We start from the raw sequence: 21,543 nt of genomic DNA, 5'->3' as shown, positions 1-21,543 counted from the left end.
CGATGATTAGCTTCGACTCAATTATTCTAATTATCTGGCCGTAATGAAATTTCACCACCTATATAAAAAACAATTTCACCATTTTGTTCTAACAAAATTGCGCCGTGTTCATTAATACCTTTCACGATACCGATTTCTAGGTGATCACCAATATGTAATCTTATTTTTTTATGTAAAAAATTATCCAACGCCAGCCAACGCTTAATAAAAGGAACAAGACCATATTTCTCAAATTGCACTAATTCATGACGTAATGCCATAATGATCTGACCTGCGATCACATTTCTTTCTATTTGAATACCAGCCTGCTCAAGATTAATCCATCCTTGATTAATATTTGTTTCATAATTACGACTCATTGCAATATTAAGCCCAATACCAATCACAATATGTGCCACATCGCCAGTTTTACCTACCATTTCAATTAAAATACCTGCAAGTTTTTTTTCATTAAGATAAAAATCATTAGGCCATTTAACTTTTATATTACTACCGCTCAATTTATTAAGGGTCTCAGCTATCACAATCCCCGCAACCAAGCTTAGACCCATGGCAGCAGCCGGCCCTTGGTCTAAATGCCAGTACAATGATAAATAAAGATTACAGCCGAAAGGAGAAGTCCAATATCGACCACGCCTCCCTCTACCGGCTGTTTGATATTCTGCAACACAAGCATCACCAGAACTTAATTGATCAATGCGCTCAAGTAGATATTGATTGGTAGAATTAATAACCGGTTTTACTATTATATTTCCGCGTCTCACTAAACCATAAATTCGCTCATAGTCTAATAAATCCATTTTTCTAGTAAATTGGTAACCCTTACTAGTAATAGTATTAACCTCAATACCCCATTTACGTAGTGTGTGAATATGTTTATTAATACCAGCTCGCGTCATGCCAAGTAATTCACCCAACTGCTCGCCTGAATGTATACTACCATCAGAAAGTATTTTGATGAGTTTTAAAGGAATAGTTACATCTTTCATGAAATAGCATCCATAGCATTTACTTCACCATATTTACCAATAAAACGCACTTCTGGTTCTAGTGTAATAGCAAATTTCTCTATAACCTTTTTTCGGATATAACGGGCTAAATCTACAATATCTTCTCCAGTCGCATTATTTTTATTAATTAAAATCAATGCTTGCTCCTTATGTACTGCCGCGCCACCACATTGATAACCCTTTAGATCACATTGATCAATGAGCCATCCAGCAGCAAGCTTTACTTTACCATCCATTTGAGGATATTCTGGACATCGAGGATAATGGGCCTTTATTTCATTTGCCGCCATACTAGAAATAACGGGATTTTTAAAAAAACTACCCCCATTTCCTACCAAAAATGGATCAGGTAACTTATTTTGCCGGATTTTACACACAGCGTCAAAGATAGTTTCCGCTGTCACTGTTTGTGCTGCTAAGGGAGTCAAACCAGCATATGTTAATCTGGGTTGCCATAGCTTGTTAAGCTTCAGACCAACTGCAACAATAGCAAAATTTTCACGATATTTATGCTTAAAAATACTATCCCGATAACCAAATTGACATTCAGCGGCATCTAAACGATATTGTTGACCATTATTTAGATTAACAATATCGACATAGTGACATGCATCTTTAAATTCCATACCATAAGCACCGATATTTTGTATAGGCGCAGCCCCTACAGATCCCGGAATTAACGCCATATTTTCTAATCCATAGATGCCATTTTTTATAAGTGTTTCAACCAATTGATGCCAATTATTTCCTGCGCCAACATGCATAAACCATTCCTTAGCTGATTCAGTTATCTCTAACGCCATAACTCGATTTAAAATAACCAGGCCATCAAAGTCACCAATGAAGAGAACATTACTCCCGCCGCCCAATAATAAAATAGGCCACCCTTTTAGTCGTGCATTTTTCCATAACATAAGCAACTCTTCTACTGAAGTAGCCGAGTATATTGCTTTTGCCTTAGCATCAAGACTAAAAGTATTATATTTTTTTAATTCATTATGATTATCAGAATGCATATATCAAAACTCAATTAATATATAGTAATTATATAGTCTATTAATGTAGATATATAGAGAATAGATAAGAGTTACAAAATCAAACAATAAAACGACAAAAAGCCACCCAAGGGTGGCTTTCTTAACATAATCAAAGTCTGGCAGCTCCCTACTCTCACATGGGGAGACCCCACACTACCATCGGCGCTACGGCATTTCACTTCTGAGTTCGGCATGGGGTCAGGTGGGACCACCGCGCTATTGCCGCCAGACAAATTCTTTTTTATTTATCCCATCTTATTTCGCGCCTTCAGCAAAATCCGACCAGATTCAATCTCAAAACAAGCTAAAATTCTCTCTCTCAAAACACCTTCGGTGTTGTCAGGTTAAGCCTCCCGGGTCATTAGTACTGATTAGCTCAACGTATCGCTACGCTTACACACCCAGCCTATCTACGTCCTCGTCTCGAACACCCCTTATAGGACATTACTGTCAGGGAAGACTCATCTTGAGGCAAGTTTCCCGCTTAGATGCTTTCAGCGGTTATCTCTTCCGCACTTAGCTACCAGGCGATGCCATTGGCATGACAACCTGTACACCAGTGGTGCGTCCACTCCGGTCCTCTCGTACTAGGAGCAGCCCCCCTCAACCTTCCTTCGCCCACGACAGATAGGGACCGAACTGTCTCACGACGTTCTAAACCCAGCTCGCGTACCACTTTAAATGGCGAACAGCCATACCCTTGGGACCTACTTCAGCCCCAGGATGTGATGAGCCGACATCGAGGTGCCAAACACCGCCGTCGATATGAACTCTTGGGCGGTATCAGCCTGTTATCCCCGGAGTACCTTTTATCCGTTGAGCGATGGCCCTTCCATTCAGAACCACCGGATCACTAAGACCTACTTTCGTACCTGCTCGCACCGTCACGCTCGCAGTCAAGCTGGCTTATGCCTTTGCACTAACCTCACGATGTCCGACCGTGATTAGCCAACCTTCGTGCTCCTCCGTTACGCTTTGGGAGGAGACCGCCCCAGTCAAACTACCCACCAGACACTGTCCTCAGCCCGGATTACGGGCCCAAGTTAGAACATCAAACATTAAAGGGTGGTATTTCAACGTTGGCTCCATGCAGACTGGCGTCCACACTTCAAAGCCTCCCACCTATCCTACACATCAAGGCTCAATGTTCAGTGTCAAGCTATAGTAAAGGTTCACGGGGTCTTTCCGTCTTGCCGCGGGTACACTGCATCTTCACAGCGAGTTCAATTTCACTGAGTCTCGGGTGGAGACAGCCTGGCCATCATTACGCCATTCGTGCAGGTCGGAACTTACCCGACAAGGAATTTCGCTACCTTAGGACCGTTATAGTTACGGCCGCCGTTTACTGGGGCTTCGATCAAGAGCTTCGCCTTACGGCTTACCCCATCAATTAACCTTCCAGCACCGGGCAGGCGTCACACCGTATACGTCCACTTTCGTGTTTGCACAGTGCTGTGTTTTTAATAAACAGTTGCAGCCAGCTAGTATCTTCGACTGGCTTCAGCTCCGGATGCAAGACCCTTCACCTAATGCCAGCGTGCCTTCTCCCGAAGTTACGGCACTATTTTGCCTAGTTCCTTCACCCGAGTTCTCTCAAGCGCCTGAGTATTCTCTACCTAACCACCTGTGTCGGTTTGGGGTACGATTAATGATTACCTATCGCTTAGAGGCTTTTCCTGGAAGCTGGGCATCAACTACTTCACCACCTTAGTGGCTCGTCATCACGTCTCAGTGTTATAGCAGTGCGGATTTGCCTGCACTACCCTCCTACTCGCTTAAACCGGGACAACCGTCGCCCGGATAGCCTAGCCTTCTCCGTCCCCCCTTCGCAGTAACCCTTAGTACGGGAATATTAACCCGTTTCCCATCGACTACGCTTTTCAGCCTCGCCTTAGGGGTCGACTTACCCTGCCCCGATTAACGTTGGACAGGAAACCTTGGTCTTTCGGCGAGCGGGTTTCTCACCCGCTTTATCGTTACTTATGTCAGCATTCGCACTTCTGATACCTCCAACAGACCTCTCAGTCCACCTTCTACGGCTTACAGAACGCTCCCCTACCCAACAACACCTAAATGTCGCTGCCGCAGCTTCGGTGCATGGTTTAGCCCCGTTACATCTTCCGCGCAGGCCGACTCGACCAGTGAGCTATTACGCTTTCTTTAAATGATGGCTGCTTCTAAGCCAACATCCTGGCTGTCTAAGCCTTCCCACTTCGTTTCCCACTTAACCATGACTTGGGGACCTTAGCTGGCGGTCTGGGTTGTTTCCCTCTTCACGACGGACGTTAGCACCCGCCGTGTGTCTCCCGTGATAACATTCTTCGGTATTCGTAGTTTGCGTCGGGTTGGTAAGTCGGGATGACCCCCTAGCCGAAACAGTGCTCTACCCCCGAAGATGAATTCACGAGGCGCTACCTAAATAGCTTTCGGGGAGAACCAGCTATCTCCCGGTTTGATTGGCCTTTCACCCCCAGCCACAAGTCATCCGCTAATTTTTCAACATTAGTCGGTTCGGTCCTCCAGTTAGTGTTACCCAACCTTCAACCTGCCCATGGCTAGATCACCGGGTTTCGGGTCTATACCCTGCAACTTAACGCCCAGTTAAGACTCGGTTTCCCTACGGCTCCCCTATGCGGTTAACCTTGCTACAGAATATAAGTCGCTGACCCATTATACAAAAGGTACGCAGTCACACCCTTTCGGGTGCTCCCACTGCTTGTACGTACACGGTTTCAGGTTCTATTTCACTCCCCTCGCCGGGGTTCTTTTCGCCTTTCCCTCACGGTACTAGTTCACTATCGGTCAGTCAGGAGTATTTAGCCTTGGAGGATGGTCCCCCCATATTCAGACAGGATAACACGTGTCCCGCCCTACTCTTCGAGCTCACAACACTTACCGTTTCAGATACGGGGCTATCACCCTTTATTGCCGGCCTTTCCAGACCCTTCTCCTGCAGTAAATATTGATGTTGACTCTGGGCTGCTCCCCGTTCGCTCGCCGCTACTGGGGGAATCTCGGTTGATTTCTTTTCCTCGGGGTACTGAGATGTTTCAGTTCCCCCGGTTCGCCTCGTTTGACTATAAATTCATCAAATGATAGTGCATTAATGCACTGGGTTTCCCCATTCGGACATCGCCGGCTAGTACGCTTCATATCAGCTTACCGACGCTTTTCGCAGATTAGCACGTCCTTCATCGCCTCTGACTGCCTAGGCATCCACCGTGTACGCTTCATTCGCTTAACCTCACAACCCGAAGGTGTCTCTTATCAAATAATACGGAAGCGCCATGGCTGCGCCGTGCGAAATTTTTTGTTGTGCGGTACTCGTCATGCTCACGTACTTATGTACACTGCGCTGACTGCGCACCTACGCCGCAAATTTCACCCTGCTCGCTCATGCCATTCGTCTGCCTATTTGAATAACACTTCAAATTGGAGTTTGAGAGTTCCCCACACTATTTTTTCAATAATGTGTGTTTCAATTTTCAGCTTGTTCCAGATTGTTAAAGAGCATTATTATTCGTAGCATACTGTTGCCAGCCTGCTCTGAATAACTTTTTTTCTATTTTTATCTTGCAATATGGTGGAGCTAAGCGGGATCGAACCGCTGACCTCCTGCGTGCAAAGCAGGCGCTCTCCCAGCTGAGCTACAGCCCCATTAAGATTGTCGTATCATTACACCTTACTGCTAACCTTGCCTTTCAGCCACTTCCATCAGCAATGTTGGTAGGCCTGAGTGGACTTGAACCACCGACCTCACCCTTATCAGGGGTGCGCTCTAACCACCTGAGCTACAGGCCTAATGATACTTTCTGCTCAATCTTCATCAGACAATCTGTGTGAACACTCACATTCCATCTATCTAGGTAAGGAGGTGATCCAACCGCAGGTTCCCCTACGGTTACCTTGTTACGACTTCACCCCAGTCATGAATCACAAAGTGGTAAGCGCCATCCAAAAGGTTAAGCTACCTACTTCTTTTGCAACCCACTCCCATGGTGTGACGGGCGGTGTGTACAAGGCCCGGGAACGTATTCACCGCGACATGCTGATCCGCGATTACTAGCGATTCCGACTTCATGGAGTCGAGTTGCAGACTCCAATCCGGACTTCGACGTACTTTCTGAGTTCCGCTCCCCATCGCTGGCTCGCCTCTCTCTGTATACGCCATTGTAGCACGTGTGTAGCCCTACTCGTAAGGGCCATGATGACTTGACGTCATCCCCACCTTCCTCCGGTTTATCACCGGCAGTCTCCTTTGAGTTCCCGACTCTACTCGCTGGCAACAAAGGATAAGGGTTGCGCTCGTTGCGGGACTTAACCCAACATTTCACAACACGAGCTGACGACAGCCATGCAGCACCTGTCTCAGCGCTCCCGAAGGCACTCCTCTATCTCTAAAGGATTCGCTGGATGTCAAGAGTAGGTAAGGTTCTTCGCGTTGCATCGAATTAAACCACATGCTCCACCGCTTGTGCGGGCCCCCGTCAATTCATTTGAGTTTTAACCTTGCGGCCGTACTCCCCAGGCGGTCGATTTAACGCGTTAGCTCCGGAGGCCACAGTTCATGACCACAACCTCCAAATCGACATCGTTTACAGCGTGGACTACCAGGGTATCTAATCCTGTTTGCTCCCCACGCTTTCGCACATGAGCGTCAGTCTTTGTCCAGGGGGCCGCCTTCGCCACCGGTATTCCTCCACATCTCTACGCATTTCACCGCTACACATGGAATTCTGCCCCCCTCTACAAGACTCTAGCTAACCAGTCTTGAATGCCATTCCCAGGTTAAGCCCGGGGATTTCACATCCAACTTAATTAACCGCCTGCGTGCCCTTTACGCCCAGTAATTCCGATTAACGCTCGCACCCTCCGTATTACCGCGGCTGCTGGCACGGAGTTAGCCGGTGCTTCTTCTGTCGCTAACGTCAATTGCTAAGGTTATTAACCTTAACACCTTCCTCACGACTGAAAGTACTTTACAACCCGAAGGCCTTCTTCATACACGCGGCATGGCTGCATCAGGCTTGCGCCCATTGTGCAATATTCCCCACTGCTGCCTCCCGTAGGAGTCTGGGCCGTGTCTCAGTCCCAGTGTCGGCTGATCATCCTCTCAGACCAGCTAGAGATCGTCGCCTAGGTGAGCCCTTACCCCACCTACTAGCTAATCTCATATGGGTTCATCCGAAGGTGTGAGGCCAGAACGGTCCCCCACTTTGCTCCTTAGAGATTATGCGGTATTAGCCACCGTTTCCAGTGGTTATCCCCCCCCTTTGGCCAGATCCCCATACCTTACTCACCCGTCCGCCGCTCGCCGGCAAGGAAGCAAGCTTCCTCCCGCTGCCGCTCGACTTGCATGTGTTAGGCCTGCCACCAGCGTTCAATCTGAGCCATGATCAAACTCTTCAATTAAAAGCTTGATGCTCAAAGAATGTTTTACTGACCGTAACGCGCTTTTGTTCAACTCGCTTTGCCGATATTTGACCACCTTCGCCGCTGCCGACCAAAATAACGTTACTGCATATTAGTTCATATATGAATTAACTGTTTTGTCACTCTTCAAGACTTTAAAACCAAATATTTTTTGATGATGTCTTGCAAGTGCCCACACAGATTGTCTGATTAATTGTTAAAGAGCGTGCGACCTGGGCCGCGAGGTGGCGTATATTACGCTTTTCACCTTAATTTTCCTTTACGCTTTTATTCATCAATTGATGAGTAAATTGCGTTAACGGGAGGGCATTATAGATTGATTTTAGCTTTGTACAAGTACTTTTTTGAAAAAAATAAATTTGCTTTATTTATGAACAATAGTGTTATTTTTTTATTGTCGATTTTTTATCTTATTAGGTAAATCTGCCAGGCTATTTATAATCCAATCAGCAGACTTCTTATCATCTTCAGTGACAGATTTTCCTGTAGTTACCAATACATTAGTACCAATATGCGCTTCTTTACCGGCTTGCATATCAGAAAGCTTATCGCCCACCATGTAAGAAGCCTTCATATTAATATTAAGTTGTTTTTGCGCTGCCAATAGCATACCGGCTTTCGGCTTACGGCAATCGCATATTTGTTTATATTTTTGTTCAATTGCATCAGGATGATGAGGACAATAATAAATACCACCAAGCTCAACGCCACGATCAATAAGAGACCAATCCATCCATTCAGTCAGTTCAAGAAATTGTGCTTCTGTGAATAATCCTCTTGCAATACCTGATTGATTAGTAACAAGAATCAATGCATAGCCCATTTTTTTTAATTCAAACATTGCTTCAATTGCGCCTTCGATAAACTGAAAATTATCTATTTCATAAACATAACCATGATCGAGGTTAATAGTACCATCACGATCGAGGAAAATTGCCGGAATACTTTGACTCACCACATTACTCCATTAAATTTAACTTTGTTCATTATATGAAAAGCAACTAAATAAGAACAAGAGTCGTATTTATATTTTTGTTGACTTAGACGTCTAGACAGCTTAACATCCGTGTTAAATATAGCCGAATTTTCTCACCACTCTATTTCCATTATTTAGTAGATCACAATAATGATAAGACTTTCTAACATTAATAAAATTTTTCACCAAGGAGCACATGCAATTCACGCATTAACCAATATTAATCTGCATGTTCCTAAAGGCCAAATTTACGGAGTTATCGGTGCTTCCGGTGCCGGAAAAAGTACGCTAATTCGTTGCGTCAACATGCTTGAGCTCCCAACGACAGGTGAAGTATTGATTGATGGGCAGGCGTTGACAGATTTTTCTGAAAAACAATTAATCTTAACACGTCGTACTATCGGCATGATTTTCCAACATTTCAATCTACTTTCATCACGCAATGTTTTCGATAATATTGCCTTGCCTCTAGAACTAGATAACACGCCAAAAGCCGAGATCCATCAACGCGTAACAGAGTTATTAAAGCTAGTCGGTTTAGCAAATAAAAAAGATGCTTATCCAGCTAGTCTATCTGGAGGACAGAAGCAACGCGTTGCTATAGCTCGCGCTTTAGCCAATTCGCCTAAAATATTATTATGTGATGAAGCGACAAGTGCATTAGATCCAGCAACAACCCGTTCTATTCTTGAGCTATTAAAAGATATTAATCGACGTTTAGGTTTAACCATCTTGCTTATTACTCACGAGATGGATGTTGTAAAACGTATATGTGATCAAGTCGCGATTATCAGTGAAGGGCGTTTAATAGAACAAGATAGCGTTAGTGAGGTATTTTCTCATCCTAAGACACCAATTGCGCAAAATTTTATTAAATCAACATTCGTATTAGATATTCCAGAAGATTATCAAACGCGTTTGCAGATGGTGCCAGCGCCAGATTTATCGCCATTATTGAAATTGGAATTTACCGGTAAGTCAGTAGATGCACCATTAATTTCAATGGTTGTTAGAAAATTTAATATCGACATCAATATATTGAGCTCACAAATAGATTACGCCGGTGGTGTTAAATTTGGTTTTATGCTTGCTGAATTTCATGGTCTTGACCAAGGTATTGAAAAATCAATTACTTTTTTAGAAGAGCACCATGTAAAAGTGGAGATCTTAGGTTATGTCTGAAAAAATGATCATTCTGCTACTAAATGGTACGTTAGATACACTTATCATGACTTTTGTGTCGGGATTTTTGGGGTTTTTATTAGGGCTTCCTATTGGCATATTACTTTATGTGACCCGCCCCGGGCAAGTTATGGAAAATCTTACCCTTTATCGAATAGTGTCTGCATTGGTTAATGTGTTTCGTTCCATTCCATTTATTATTTTATTGGTTTGGATTATTCCATTAACTAAATTAATTGTCGGCACATCTATCGGTATTCAGGCCGCGATCGTTCCGTTAACTATTGGTGCAGCACCTTTCATTGCCCGTATGGTTGAAAATACGCTGTTAGAGATCCCTAATGGCTTAATTGAAGCAGCTCGTTCAATGGGTGCAACGCCGCTACAAATCATTGGTAAAATTCTATTACCTGAATCTTTACCCGGTTTAGTCAATGCAGCGACCATTACTTTAATTATGTTAGTAGGTTACTCTGCAATGGGCGGCGCAGTGGGTTCTGGTGGACTAGGTCAAATTGCTATGCAATACGGCTATTATACCTATAACCCAACTGTTATGAATACGGTTCTTGCTTTACTGATTATTTTGGTTTTTGCTATTCAATTTGTTGGTAATCACGTAATGAAAAAAACCCGTAAATAAAATTATTGCTTAAAAGCACTAAGATTTAGTCTTATTGAGGTAATTATGTCTATCAAAATAAAAACCATCACCGCTGTTGCAGCGCTATTAAACATATTAGTTTTTAGTGGCTGTGGTGAAAAAACAGAAAAACCTAATCACATCAAAGTGGGTGTTATTATGGGGAAAGAGTTAGCAGTGGCTGAAGTCGCACAAAAAGTCGCCAAAGAAAAATATCAGTTAGATGTTGAATTAGTTACCTTTAATGATTTTGTATTGCCCAATGAATCCCTGGACAAAGGCGATATTGATCTTAATGTATTTCAACATAAACCTTATTTAGAGCAACAAATTAAAGATCGCAATTATAAATTAGTCGCTGTTGGAAATACCTTTATTTATCCTATTGCTGCTTATTCTAAAAAAATTAAATCTGTTGAACAACTACCTGATGGCGCCCAAATCGCGATCCCGAATGATCCTACAAATTTAGGACGTTCACTATTGTTGCTACAAAAACAAGGGCTAATTAAAGTAAATGCCAGTGCCGATTTACAACCCACTATATTGGATATCATCGAAAATCCAAAAAAGCTGAACTTTATTGAACTTGAAGCACCGCAATTACCCCGTAGTTTAGATGATCCGAAAATTGCACTAGCGATTATTAATTCAACTTGGGCTAGTAGCGCCGAACCTAAATTAACGCCCGCAAAAGATGGGTTGTTCGTAGAGGACAAAAATTCACCTTATGTAAATCTCATTGTGAGTCGTGAAGATAATAAAGATAATCAAAATGTGAAAAAGTTTGTTAAAGCCTATCAATCCGAAGAAGTAGCTGAAGCAGCCAATAAAATTTTTGACGGTGGTGCTATTCCAGGCTGGTGAGCACTTTTTCAAAAAAAATGACATTATAATAAAACCAGCGGATTATATTCGCTGGTTTTATTATAAATTTTATACAGTCAATTGTTTCTATTATTATGGCTAAAACTGATTTGTAGTTCTATTTGATTTCTTTAATAAGGAATTTATATGCGCCTATTACTCTGTTGTTTTACACTCTGTATCTCAGGCTGTAATGTACTTTCTCCAGCTGAATATAATAAACCAAATAACTCGCTAAAAAATCCAAAAAATGTTATCAAAAAAATCACCACAAAAGCGCTCTGTGGTAAAAATTATTGATAAAACAGAAGCATTACTGGGTAAACCATTTAAGGATCTGGGCATTGTTTCCGGTATTTCATGCCAACCTAACCGACAAGATCCAAGTGTAAGTATTCCCGTAGCGAAAAAAACATGCTGAAAAAGGCCTCTTCTCTCGGCACGAATAGCGTATTATTGCACCGTTGTGAAATAATTAGTAGTCCAGATTGTTATCAAACTGCTATTTGTGAAGGCTCTGCGCTGAATATTATTAATGGATAATTTTCAATTTAACGTAATTGGGGTGATAGAATCACCTTATAAAGAAAAATTTGCCATCCCGAGACAACCAGGCTTAATTGATGATGGGCAGGGTTATTTGCGCCTATTTCCGCCTTATAATCATCCTGATGCTGTTCGTGGATTGGAACAATTTAGCCATATTTGGCTTATTTTCATTTTTCATCAAACCATGACCGAAGGTTGGCGTCCATTAGTAAGGCCTCCCCGTTTAGGCGGTAATACCAAAATGGGTGTTTTCGCCACTCGTTCTCCATTTCGCCCTAATCCAATAGGTATGTCATTAATAGAATTGAAAAATTTAATTATCCGTGATAACGAAATAGGTTTAGCTTTAGGTAGTATGGATTTAGTTGATGGCACCCCTGTGATTGATATAAAACCCTATCTGCCGTTTGCGGAGTCTTTACCAAAAGCGGTTGCTGGATTTGCCCAGGCTGCACCGGCCAGTGAAATGAAAGTGGTTTTTTCAGCTACTGCCCAAAAAAAATTGATTGAGCAACAAACCCGCTATCCTTTCCTTGAGCGTTTTATTCGTCAAGTTTTAGCGCAAGATCCACGTCCAGCTTATAAAAAAAGCGAAGCTGACGAAAAAATCTACGCTGTCCATTTGCTTGATTTTAATGTTAGATGGCAGGTTTCTGCAAATATCACTGCCGTTCTCGCTATAGATACGCTACAAAATTAAGTTATTTCTTTAGAGATTAGCAACTCGCTGGTAGACTAGGGGATAATTTTGTTTTAATGGTTGGTTAATACCAACTGGAAGTAATTCGTTGTTGATGGAAGCTAATAATGCGTACAAGCCAATATCTTCTCTCTACTTTAAAAGAGACTCCCGCCGACGCAGAAGTGATCAGTCATAAGTTGATGCTTCGCGCAGGTATGATCCGTAAACTTGCTTCAGGGCTATATGACTGGCTACCAACCGGTGTTCGTGTGCTGCGCAAAGTTGAGAACATTATTCGTGAAGAAATAAATCGCGCGGGTGCAATTGAGATTTCCATGCCGATAGTTCAGCCAGCAGATTTATGGCAAGAAAGTAGGCGTTGGGAGCAATATGGCCCAGAGTTACTTCGTTTTGTTGATCGTGGTGAACGACCTTTTGTGTTGGGCCCGACTCATGAAGAGGTAATTACCGATCTTATTCGTAATGAAGTGACTTCTTATAAGCAGCTGCCGTTAAACCTTTACCAAATCCAAACAAAATTTCGTGATGAAGTAAGGCCACGTTTTGGCGTAATGCGCTCCCGTGAGTTTATTATGAAAGACGCTTATTCTTTTCATACCGATCAAAACTCGCTGCAACAAACTTACGATGCAATGTACAAGGCATATAGTACAATCTTTACCCGTATTGGCTTCAATTTTAGGGTAGTACAAGCAGATACTGGCTCTATTGGTGGCAATGCTTCGCATGAATTTCAGGTATTAGCTGATAGTGGTGAAGATAATATTGTTTTTTCTACCGCTTCAGATTATGCCGCTAATATTGAGCTGGCAGAGGCAATTTGTCTCACGGAAGAACGTGCTGCACCGGCTGAAGATATGCGTCTCATCGATACCCCTGACGCCAAAACTATTGCCGAGCTAGTTAATCAACATAATTTACCTATTGAAAAAACAGTTAAAACCCTAATTGTCAGTGCAGCAAAAGAGAGTGGTCATCAGCTTGTTGCCTTATTGATCCGTGGTGATCATGAATTAAATGAGATTAAAGCAGAAAAACATCCTCTGGTTGCAAGTCCACTGAAATTCGCAACAGAAGAAGAAATACGTGCAATCCTGCATGCAGGTCCTGGTTCATTAGGCCCGGTTAACTTGCCAATACCAGCAATTATCGACCGTAGCGTTGCCGTGATGAGTGATTTTAGTGCCGGCGCCAATATTGATCATAAACACTATTTTGGTATCAATTGGCAACGGGATCTACCTTTACCCGACGTTTATGATCTACGCAATGTGGTCGAAGGCGATCCTAGTCCCGATGGTAAAGGAACTGTTCAAATTAAACGTGGAATTGAAGTTGGCCACATTTTTCAACTAGGAACCAAATATTCTGAAGTAATGAAGGCCAGCGTTCAAAATGAAGATGGACATAATCAAACGGTAACGATGGGATGTTATGGTATCGGTGTCACGCGGATTGTAGCAGCAGCAATTGAACAGAGCCATGATGATAAAGGAATTATTTGGTCTGATGTGATCGCACCTTTCCAAGTTGCTATTTTACCAATGAATATGCATAAATCCTATCGCGTTAAAGAAGTTGCTGAAAAACTTTACTGCGATTTGCAAGCCAATGGTATTGATGTCATTTTTGATGATCGCAAAGAACGGCCTGGTGTGATGTTTGCTGATATGGAGCTTATTGGAATACCTCATACCATCGTGATCGGTGATCGTAATTTAGATGACAACAAGGTTGAATATAAACAGCGGCGAGATAATGAGAAAGAATTTATTAATCTTGCTGAGATAGTTGATTTTCTAAAAACAAAACTTAACTAATCAGCCTTATTGATGCAAAATGCCCAGCTATTTTTAGCTGGGCATTTGATATATCTGATAATTAGTGAGAGTGACAAGTTCGCAATTTATCAAATTTAATCTCGCCGGTCTGGATCAAGGTTGCATCAAACAATCCATCTTCCATTGATGGGCGGATGGTGTAATAGCCCTCAACTTCGACATAAACAGGTTTACCCGCTTCAATACCGGTTGCCAGATATCCCTTTTCTAAATCGATATTACTGACACTGTAAGTACGTCCACTTTTACACTCTTTAAATAATGCCGCGTCAGCGATATAACTATATTGCCCGCTCTTTTTATCTGGCTTTACTTGCTCTAAGGTATAATTTAAATTACTTTCTATTCGATTTCCTTCCTGATCGAGATATTCTATTTTTTTACCATCAACGCTAGGTTGAAAATAGGTTTTTTGCTCATCAGAATCAAAAAGAATTTAGTGCCTTTTTTAGTCCAATTTCCTGTAGTAAAAAAGTATTTTTTTGTTCTTCCTTACCCAAATAGGTTAATTGCTCAATAAATTTACCATTCGGATTGAAAAGAACTGTTGTTTCAATACCTGAACAATCTGCACAAGGGAGTACGCCAGTATAAATTTTATCCATTGTTTGGCTTTGTCATTGTGGCAATTTATGCTGACAGCCAGCAAGGATCATCGCACTCATTGTGAGCAATATATTCAATACTTTTCGCTTCATTATCCGCTCCAAAATCCATTCGATAAAATAGATCTATTACAATAACATTTGGTTATTTTCGCCAAATCATTTTACCTAGTTACACAATATTTAAAATCATTTATTGATTTTCATTACGTACAATAAATATTAGCAAGCGTCATGTTAATTTTTCTCTCTTCGGTTGAAAAAAAGTATGGTGCTATTATGCGCTTTAATCTGTAAATGCTTATAATTACAAATATTCAAAGGCGGCAATAACCGCCACTTAACAATAGTGGTGAGGGATTATGTCTAAAGATACTGAATACAAACCAATTAACTGTGATGACTATGATTATTTAGAACTCGCTTGTCAGCATAGTCTTCAGTTAACCATAAAACTCGATAATGGAGAGATTATTGAAGGCAAAGCAATTGATTTGCTGTTAAAAAAACAGGTTGAATATCTGGTTGTTGATGTTGCTAGTGAAAAAAACAACTGCGACTAGATCATATTGTTAGTTTTAGTCATCCGGAAATTGGCGACATCGTTATTGATCACTCTGGTTCATGAAAGAAACCTTTATTATACTTGCACAATAATACCCCTTACTTGAAAAGTAAGGGTTTTTTATCCGTTATCCATTTTACTTTCAATTCAGACTGACCTTGAATAGATTGCCCTGATTGAGTAATAAATACACCAACGGCCGCAATAAGTTCATCATTATAATAAATTAAAGGCGTTCTTTCCCTTAACCAAGGCGCAACACCTAACTCCTGCCAAAGCTTTTTACTCCGTCTGGCGTGCTGACGACCAATAATTTTAATATTTCCTTTTAATCCAAATCGAATAGTAACCTGCTCATTTGGTAACGGCGCCCGGAATCCGGTTCCCTTATCTGTTACTATTAGCGTGCCTAAGTTATCAGGCAATTTAACCGCGGCAGGCAGCTGCCACGCTAAACAAATTTTAGTGAGATCGTTAAACTGTGGCAGCAACCAAAGCTGTTGTTTAAAGCGCCTAATAACATTGTTGTTAGCTAATATAAATTGCGGCTCTGCATCTGGACGCGCGCAGATGACGTCTTGCCAAATTTGTTTTAATTGAACACGAGAAGGCATCAAAATTCTATGTAAACTCAACCAACGACGTAATATTGCGTTACGTTTCATTTCAGAATAAGTTGCTAAAGTATCAAGCTGCAAAGCTCCTTCTGCCGTTACTAGCTGAGATAAATAATCTTGTAGTAATTCATTGATTAAAGCTTCTTGTTCTGCACACAAACTGACGCTTCTGGCCACTGCTTGTGAAAAATGCGGCCAACGCCGGTTAAAATGCGGCATTATAGTTAAACGTAAAAAATTACGATCATAGCGCTGATCTTGATTACTATCATCTTCTATCCAAGAAAGTGATTTTTTTTCAGCATAAACAAGCAATTGCTGACGGCTGAATGATAATAAGGGTCTAATTAAATAGGTATCAGCAAACGGAATAGAAATTGGCATCGCAGATAAACCTGCTGGCCCACTGCCCCGTTTTAATGCTAATAAAAAAGTTTCTGCTTGATCATCTAAATGTTGGGCAGTAACAATAATTTCTTCAGGTAATAGTATTTCACGAAACGCTTGATATCGTGCATTCCGCGCCGCTGCTTCTATCCCTTTTTTAGTTGGGTCGATATAAACATGCTGTGAAGAAAACTCTACCTGCCAGTCGAAACAAACTTTCTGGCAATGGATAGCCCAATCATCAGCTTTATCATTAAGTCCATGATGAATATAAACCGCACGGATATTAAGATTTGGCACTGTGGTTTGACGTAATGACACTAAGGCATGTAATAAAACTGTTGAATCTAGTCCACCACTGAAGCCTACCAATATTCGGCGTGTTGAGCCGATGGTTTTTATAATTTGATTCAATAATGCAGCCTCATCAACATTCATAATTATTCTAACTACCTCTCTCGTAATTATTTATTGCTCTATTTTCTACTTATTATATTACCAGTATTAATATAATTTATTGTATTAAATAAAATTTATTTAGAAAATAAATTGAGGGATAAATTTTTTAACCATGATATCTGATGATGATCAACAATGAAAAAATTTTGAACATTAAAAAATGGAAATAACCATTGATAGTTATTTCCATTTTTATACCTTAGCTAGCGTAAAATTAGCAATAACCGCATTCCATTAAACGTTGATAACGACGGTTTCTCAACTCTTCAGGACTAAATACATCGATATCACTCAAATCATTTAAAATACGCTGTTTAAGATTATGCGCAATTTGTTCATAATTACGATGTGCGCCACCCAGCGGCTCTTCAACAATATTATCAATCAGATTAAGTGATTTTAAACGTGAAGCAGTGATCCCCATCGCTTCTGCAGCTAATGGGGCTTTATCCGCATTTTTCCAAAGAATAGAAGCACAACCCTCGGGTGAAATGACAGAATAAGTACTGTACTGCAGCATATTGACTTTATCACCAACGCCAATCGCTAATGCCCCTCCAGAGCCGCCCTCACCAATTACCGTACTGATAATAGGAACAGAGAGCCGGGACATTTCACGTAAATTACGGGCAATCGCTTCGGACTGACCGCGCTCTTCCGCTCCAACTCCTGGATAAGCTCCCGGTGTATCGATAAAGGTAATAATTGGTAACTTAAAACGCTCAGCAATTTCCATTAATCGTAAAGCCTTACGGTATCCTTCCGGTGCTGGCATGCCAAAATTACGTCGAATTTTTTCTTTTGTTTCACGTCCTTTCTGATGACCAATAATCATTACTGAACGCCCATCCAATCTAGCCAATCCACCAACAATGGCTTTATCATCAGCATAAGCACGATCACCCTCTAGCTCTTGGAAATGCGTGAATATACGTCCAGCATAATCCAGAGTGTAAGGTCGCATCGGGTGACGAGCAAGTTGTGCTATTTGCCAAGCACCTAAGTCAGAAAAAATTTTGCGTGTTAACTCTAAACTCTTTTCGCGAAGTCTAGCGACCTCTTCATCTAGGTCAATATCTAGCTTGGTATCCTGACGATTTACTGCCGTTAACGAGTCTATTTTTGCTTCCAACTCCGCAATCGGCTGTTCAAAATCCAGAAAATTAAGGCTCATAATATTCCTATTTAGTCAAATTCTAATTCTACCTGCTGATTACCTAGCAGAGTTCGCAGCTCAGTCAAAAGATTATCGGTCGGAGTAACCCGCCAAGTGACGCCTAATTTTAATTTAGCGCGAGCGTCTTTCTTCTGATAATAAAGATGAACCGGTATTGTTCCTGAACGATAAGGTTCCAATGTGCTACGAAGACGGTTTAATAATTGGTCATCAATTTGTCTATCTGTCAATGAAATAGCAATACCTCTGGCATATTTCTCACGAGCTTCACTAAGATCCATCAGTTCACGAACAGACATTTTATTACCACCATTGAAATCATCAGAGCTGACCTGACCTGTGGCAATTAATATTTTATCTTTCTCAAGTAAATGCTGATACTTTTCTAACGCATCTGAAAATAACATTATATCCAAACGTCCAGAGCGATCATCTAAAGTACATATACCTATTCTGTTACCACGTTTAGTGGTTACTACTTTAGCGGTCAGCGCTAAACCAACCACCGTTGATATCTGTCCTCGAGGCGTTGGATTCACATCCTTTAATCTTAATCCACTAGTATAACGTTCAATTTCAGACAAATAAGCCGTAATAGGATGTCCCGTTAAATAGAGACCCAATGTTTCGCGCTCACCTTCTAATATAAGCTGTTCAGGCCATTTAGCTACACTAGCATAAGATTGTTCAACCTGCTCAGGCGCTTCAGCTAATACGCCAAACATATCAGTTTGTCCAATTGCTTCAGCTTTAGCGTGTTGATCTGCCGCTTTTAAGGCATCTTCTAATGAAGACATTAATGCAGCACGGTGCGGACCTAAATGATCAAAAGCACCGGACATGATCAATTTTTCCATCACGCGACAATTAAGCTTTTTAGTATCAACCCGTGCACAAAGATCAAAAATTTCTTTAAAATAACCACCTTTTTGACGTGATTCAATAATAGCTTCTATTGGACCTTCACCAACACCTTTTATGGCGCCAATGCCATAAACAATTTCACCGCTATTATTGACATGAAAATGATATAATCCACTGTTGATATCCGGTGGCAATACTTTCAACCCCATACGCCAACATTCATCAACTAAACCAACCACTTTCTCGGTATTATCCATATCCGCTGTCATAACTGCTGCCATAAATTCAGCCGGATAATGTGTTTTTAACCAAAGGGTCTGGTATGAAACTAAGGCATAAGCAGCAGAATGTGATTTATTAAATCCGTAACCGGCAAATTTTTCTACCAGGTCAAAGATTTTCATGCCTAACTCACCGTCAATACCATTTTTAACCGCCCCTGCCTCAAAAACTGAGCGCTGTTGTGCCATTTCTTCAGGCTTTTTCTTACCCATCGCCCGACGGAGCATATCTGCTCCCCCTAGCGTATAACCAGCAAGCACCTGAGCAATCTGCATAACTTGTTCTTGATAAAGAATGATACCGTAGGTAGGCTCTAAAACCGGTTGTAATGATTCATGCTGCCATTCAACATCAGGATAAGAGATGACTTCTCGTCCATGCTTACGATCAATAAAATTATCCACCATCCCTGACTGTAATGGGCCGGGACGAAAAAGTGCAACCAGAGCAATCATATCTTCAAAGCAATCAGGGCGTAATCGCTTAATCAAGTCTTTCATACCCCGAGATTCTAGTTGGAATACCGCTGTCGTTTCGGCCCGTTGCAATAGCTCAAAACATTTTTGATCATCGAGAGGGATAGTAGCGATATCGATGGGCGCTAAATTTTGTTTTGCCCGACGTTGATTAATCATATCTAACGCCCAACTAATAATTGTCAAAGTCCTTAGACCAAGAAAATCAAATTTTACCAGCCCGGCGTATTCAACATCATTTTTATCAAATTGGGTAAGCGGATTTTGTCCTTCAGGATCACAATAAAGGGGGGCAAAATCTGTTATTTTGGTCGGCGCAATAACTACTCCACCCGCATGTTTACCTGCATTACGTGTCACACCTTCAAGTTTGCGCGCCATGTCTATTAATGCTTTAACTTCTTCATCAGCATCATAAATTTCTTGCAATTGTGGTTCTACAACGAATGCTTTTTCAAGCGTCATACCGGGATCCGGCGGAACTAATTTGGCGATACGATCAACAAATCCATACGGATGACCCAGTACCCGACCAACATCTCGAATAACCGCTTTTGCGGCCATGGTACCAAAAGTAATAATCTGTGAGACAGCATCACGACCATACATTTGCGCCACATGTTCAATGACCTGATCGCGTTTTTCCATACAAAAATCAACATCAAAGTCAGGCATGGAAACACGCTCAGGATTAAGAAAACGCTCAAATAGCAGATCAAATTGAAGCGGATCCAAGTCCGTAATTTTTAATGCATAAGCGACTAATGAGCCTGCGCCTGATCCTCGTCCCGGGCCTACCGGAATAGCGTTATCTTTTGACCATTGAATAAACTCCATTACGATCAGAAAATAACCAGGAAATCCCATCTGATTAATTACTCGTAACTCGATATCTAAACGTTGATCATATTCAACCCGTCGCTCAACTCTCTCCTTCTCGTCGGGATAAAGAAATTGTAAACGCTCTTCTAACCCAGCCCTTGCACATTTGATTAGGAAATCTTCGGTTGCCATATCGCCGGTCGGGAATTGCGGCAAAAAATATTCTCCTAAACGCATCATTACATTACAGCGCTTAGCAATTTCGACACTATTTTCCAAGGCCTCAGGAATATCGGCAAATAACTCAACCATTTCCTGTTCACTGCGTAGATATTGCTGAGGACTATAATTTTTTGGTCTTTTCGGATCAGCGAGTGTAAAACCATCATGGATCGCGACCCGTATTTCATGGGCAGCAAAATCATCGCTATTAATAAAGCGTACATTATTCGTGGCAACGACTGGCACACCTTTTTCTGCGGCCAATTGAACAGCGGCATGTAAATAACTCTCTTCATCAGGCCGTCCAGTTCTGGCAATTTCTAGATAATAGTTATCTGGGAAATGGGTTTGATAAAAATCCAAACATTGTTCAACTAGTTGCTGATTTCCGCGTAACAGAAATTTACCCACATCTCCCATGCAGCCACCAGAGAGTAATAATAGTCCCTCTTTATGGGTTACTAGCCAGTCTCGTTTGATAGTTGGTCCGATCGCACCATAGCCTTTTTGATAGGCTGCGGAAATAAGCAGGGTTAGATTATGGTAACCTTTATTATCCTTGGCCAGGATAGTTAAATGGGCAACTTCATCACCGAGTAATTCACTTTCTAGATAAAAATCTGCACCAATAATTGGCTTAACTCCGGCAAAATGTGCCGCACCATAAAATTTTATTAAACCATAAAGATTGGTAAAATCGGTTATTGCCAATGCAGGCATACCTAATTCTGCCACTCGATTAACGAGTGGATTAATTTTTGCTAATCCATCAATAATGGAATAGTCACTATGCACGCGTAAGTGTATAAAACGTGGTTCGGCCATT

Annotated in this window: 13 protein-coding genes, 2 tRNA genes, 3 rRNA genes and 2 pseudogenes; 7 read left to right on the top strand and 13 right to left on the bottom strand. The window is 41.5% G+C overall.

Going from position 1 to position 21,543, the window contains the following annotated elements:
• Positions 1 to 26 precede the first annotated feature (26 nt).
• The 8 genes from birA to gmhB form a co-directional block, all read right to left on the bottom strand.
• On the bottom strand, positions 27 to 989 hold the full coding sequence (gene birA / locus AC01GB_RS10170) for a bifunctional biotin--[acetyl-CoA-carboxylase] ligase/biotin operon repressor BirA (RefSeq protein WP_474451730.1): 963 nt from the start codon (positions 987 to 989) through the stop codon (positions 27 to 29).
• Positions 986 to 2,026: a UDP-N-acetylmuramate dehydrogenase gene (murB, locus tag AC01GB_RS10165; protein ID WP_474451729.1), complete on the bottom strand. Its 1,041-nt coding sequence runs from the start codon at positions 2,024 to 2,026 to the stop codon at positions 986 to 988. Before murB ends, birA begins: the two co-directional genes overlap by 4 nt.
• A 135-nt stretch (positions 2,027 to 2,161) precedes the next feature.
• A 5S ribosomal RNA gene (gene rrf / locus AC01GB_RS10160) occupies positions 2,162 to 2,277 on the bottom strand.
• A 110-nt stretch (positions 2,278 to 2,387) separates the two neighbouring features.
• Positions 2,388 to 5,291: ribosomal RNA gene (locus AC01GB_RS10155) — 23S ribosomal RNA — on the bottom strand.
• 337 nt (positions 5,292 to 5,628) lie between these two features.
• Positions 5,629 to 5,704 (bottom strand) — tRNA-Ala (locus AC01GB_RS10150).
• A gap of 67 nt (positions 5,705 to 5,771) precedes the next feature.
• Positions 5,772 to 5,848 (bottom strand) — tRNA-Ile (locus tag AC01GB_RS10145).
• A gap of 66 nt (positions 5,849 to 5,914) precedes the next feature.
• Positions 5,915 to 7,459 (bottom strand): 16S ribosomal RNA (locus AC01GB_RS10140).
• Together the 16S, 23S and 5S rRNA genes with 2 tRNA genes alongside form the textbook arrangement of a ribosomal RNA operon.
• Before the next feature lie 412 nt (positions 7,460 to 7,871).
• Positions 7,872 to 8,435, bottom strand: a complete 564-nt coding sequence (gene gmhB, locus AC01GB_RS10135; RefSeq protein ID WP_474451728.1) for a D-glycero-beta-D-manno-heptose 1,7-bisphosphate 7-phosphatase — start codon at positions 8,433 to 8,435, stop codon at positions 7,872 to 7,874.
• Positions 8,436 to 8,606: 171 nt separating this feature from the next.
• Here gmhB and metN point away from each other — a divergent pair, with 171 nt between their 5' ends.
• The 6 genes and pseudogenes from metN to proS all read left to right on the top strand — a co-directional run bounded on the left by metN (position 8,607) and on the right by proS (position 14,220).
• The gene (gene metN / locus AC01GB_RS10130) at positions 8,607 to 9,638 is read left to right on the top strand and encodes a methionine ABC transporter ATP-binding protein MetN (protein WP_474451727.1); all 1,032 of its coding nucleotides are present in this window, start codon (positions 8,607 to 8,609) and stop codon (positions 9,636 to 9,638) included.
• Complete coding sequence (metI, locus tag AC01GB_RS10125; protein WP_474451726.1) at positions 9,631 to 10,281, top strand: methionine ABC transporter permease MetI; 651 nt, start codon at positions 9,631 to 9,633, stop codon at positions 10,279 to 10,281. The genes metN and metI overlap by 8 nt, the downstream gene beginning before the upstream one ends.
• A 45-nt stretch (positions 10,282 to 10,326) precedes the next feature.
• Positions 10,327 to 11,148, top strand: a complete 822-nt coding sequence (locus AC01GB_RS10120; protein WP_474451725.1) for a MetQ/NlpA family lipoprotein — start codon at positions 10,327 to 10,329, stop codon at positions 11,146 to 11,148.
• Between the two features lie 250 nt (positions 11,149 to 11,398).
• Positions 11,399 to 11,691, top strand: a pseudogene (gene rcsF, locus AC01GB_RS10115) (Rcs stress response system protein RcsF).
• Positions 11,684 to 12,397: a tRNA (N6-threonylcarbamoyladenosine(37)-N6)-methyltransferase TrmO gene (tsaA, locus tag AC01GB_RS10110; RefSeq protein WP_474451724.1), complete on the top strand. Its 714-nt coding sequence runs from the start codon at positions 11,684 to 11,686 to the stop codon at positions 12,395 to 12,397. Before rcsF ends, tsaA begins: the two are co-directional and overlap by 8 nt.
• Before the next feature lie 107 nt (positions 12,398 to 12,504).
• On the top strand, positions 12,505 to 14,220 hold the full coding sequence (gene proS / locus AC01GB_RS10105; protein WP_474451723.1) for a proline--tRNA ligase: 1,716 nt from the start codon (positions 12,505 to 12,507) through the stop codon (positions 14,218 to 14,220).
• Positions 14,221 to 14,281: 61 nt separating this feature from the next.
• Here the strand turns inward: proS and AC01GB_RS10100 are convergent, their stop codons facing one another.
• Both AC01GB_RS10100 and AC01GB_RS10095 read right to left on the bottom strand, forming a co-directional pair.
• Positions 14,282 to 14,518 carry a hypothetical protein gene (locus AC01GB_RS10100; protein WP_474452382.1) on the bottom strand — a complete coding sequence of 79 codons (237 nt, stop codon included), beginning with the start codon at positions 14,516 to 14,518 and terminating at the stop codon, positions 14,282 to 14,284.
• 148 nt (positions 14,519 to 14,666) lie between these two features.
• A complete protein-coding gene (locus AC01GB_RS10095; protein WP_474451722.1) occupies positions 14,667 to 14,846 on the bottom strand; it encodes a copper resistance protein NlpE N-terminal domain-containing protein in 180 nt (59 codons plus the stop codon).
• Positions 14,847 to 15,208: 362 nt separating this feature from the next.
• Here AC01GB_RS10095 and rof point away from each other — a divergent pair.
• Positions 15,209 to 15,474, top strand: a pseudogene (gene rof / locus AC01GB_RS10090) (Rho-binding antiterminator).
• Positions 15,475 to 15,509: 35 nt separating this feature from the next.
• Here the strand turns inward: rof and tilS are convergent.
• The 3 genes from tilS to dnaE form a co-directional block, all read right to left on the bottom strand.
• The gene (tilS, locus tag AC01GB_RS10085; protein ID WP_474451721.1) at positions 15,510 to 16,853 is read right to left on the bottom strand and encodes a tRNA lysidine(34) synthetase TilS; all 1,344 of its coding nucleotides are present in this window, start codon (positions 16,851 to 16,853) and stop codon (positions 15,510 to 15,512) included.
• Positions 16,854 to 17,088: 235 nt separating this feature from the next.
• On the bottom strand, positions 17,089 to 18,048 hold the full coding sequence (accA, locus tag AC01GB_RS10080; protein ID WP_474451720.1) for an acetyl-CoA carboxylase carboxyl transferase subunit alpha: 960 nt from the start codon (positions 18,046 to 18,048) through the stop codon (positions 17,089 to 17,091).
• A gap of 11 nt (positions 18,049 to 18,059) precedes the next feature.
• Complete coding sequence (gene dnaE, locus AC01GB_RS10075) at positions 18,060 to 21,542, bottom strand: DNA polymerase III subunit alpha (RefSeq protein ID WP_474451719.1); 3,483 nt, start codon at positions 21,540 to 21,542, stop codon at positions 18,060 to 18,062.
• Position 21,543: the final 1 nt, after the last annotated feature.

Source organism: Candidatus Arsenophonus phytopathogenicus, from assembly GCF_056113345.1.
The sequence above is the reverse complement of the archived record's forward strand: the minus strand, read 5'-3'. Positions and strand labels throughout refer to the sequence as shown.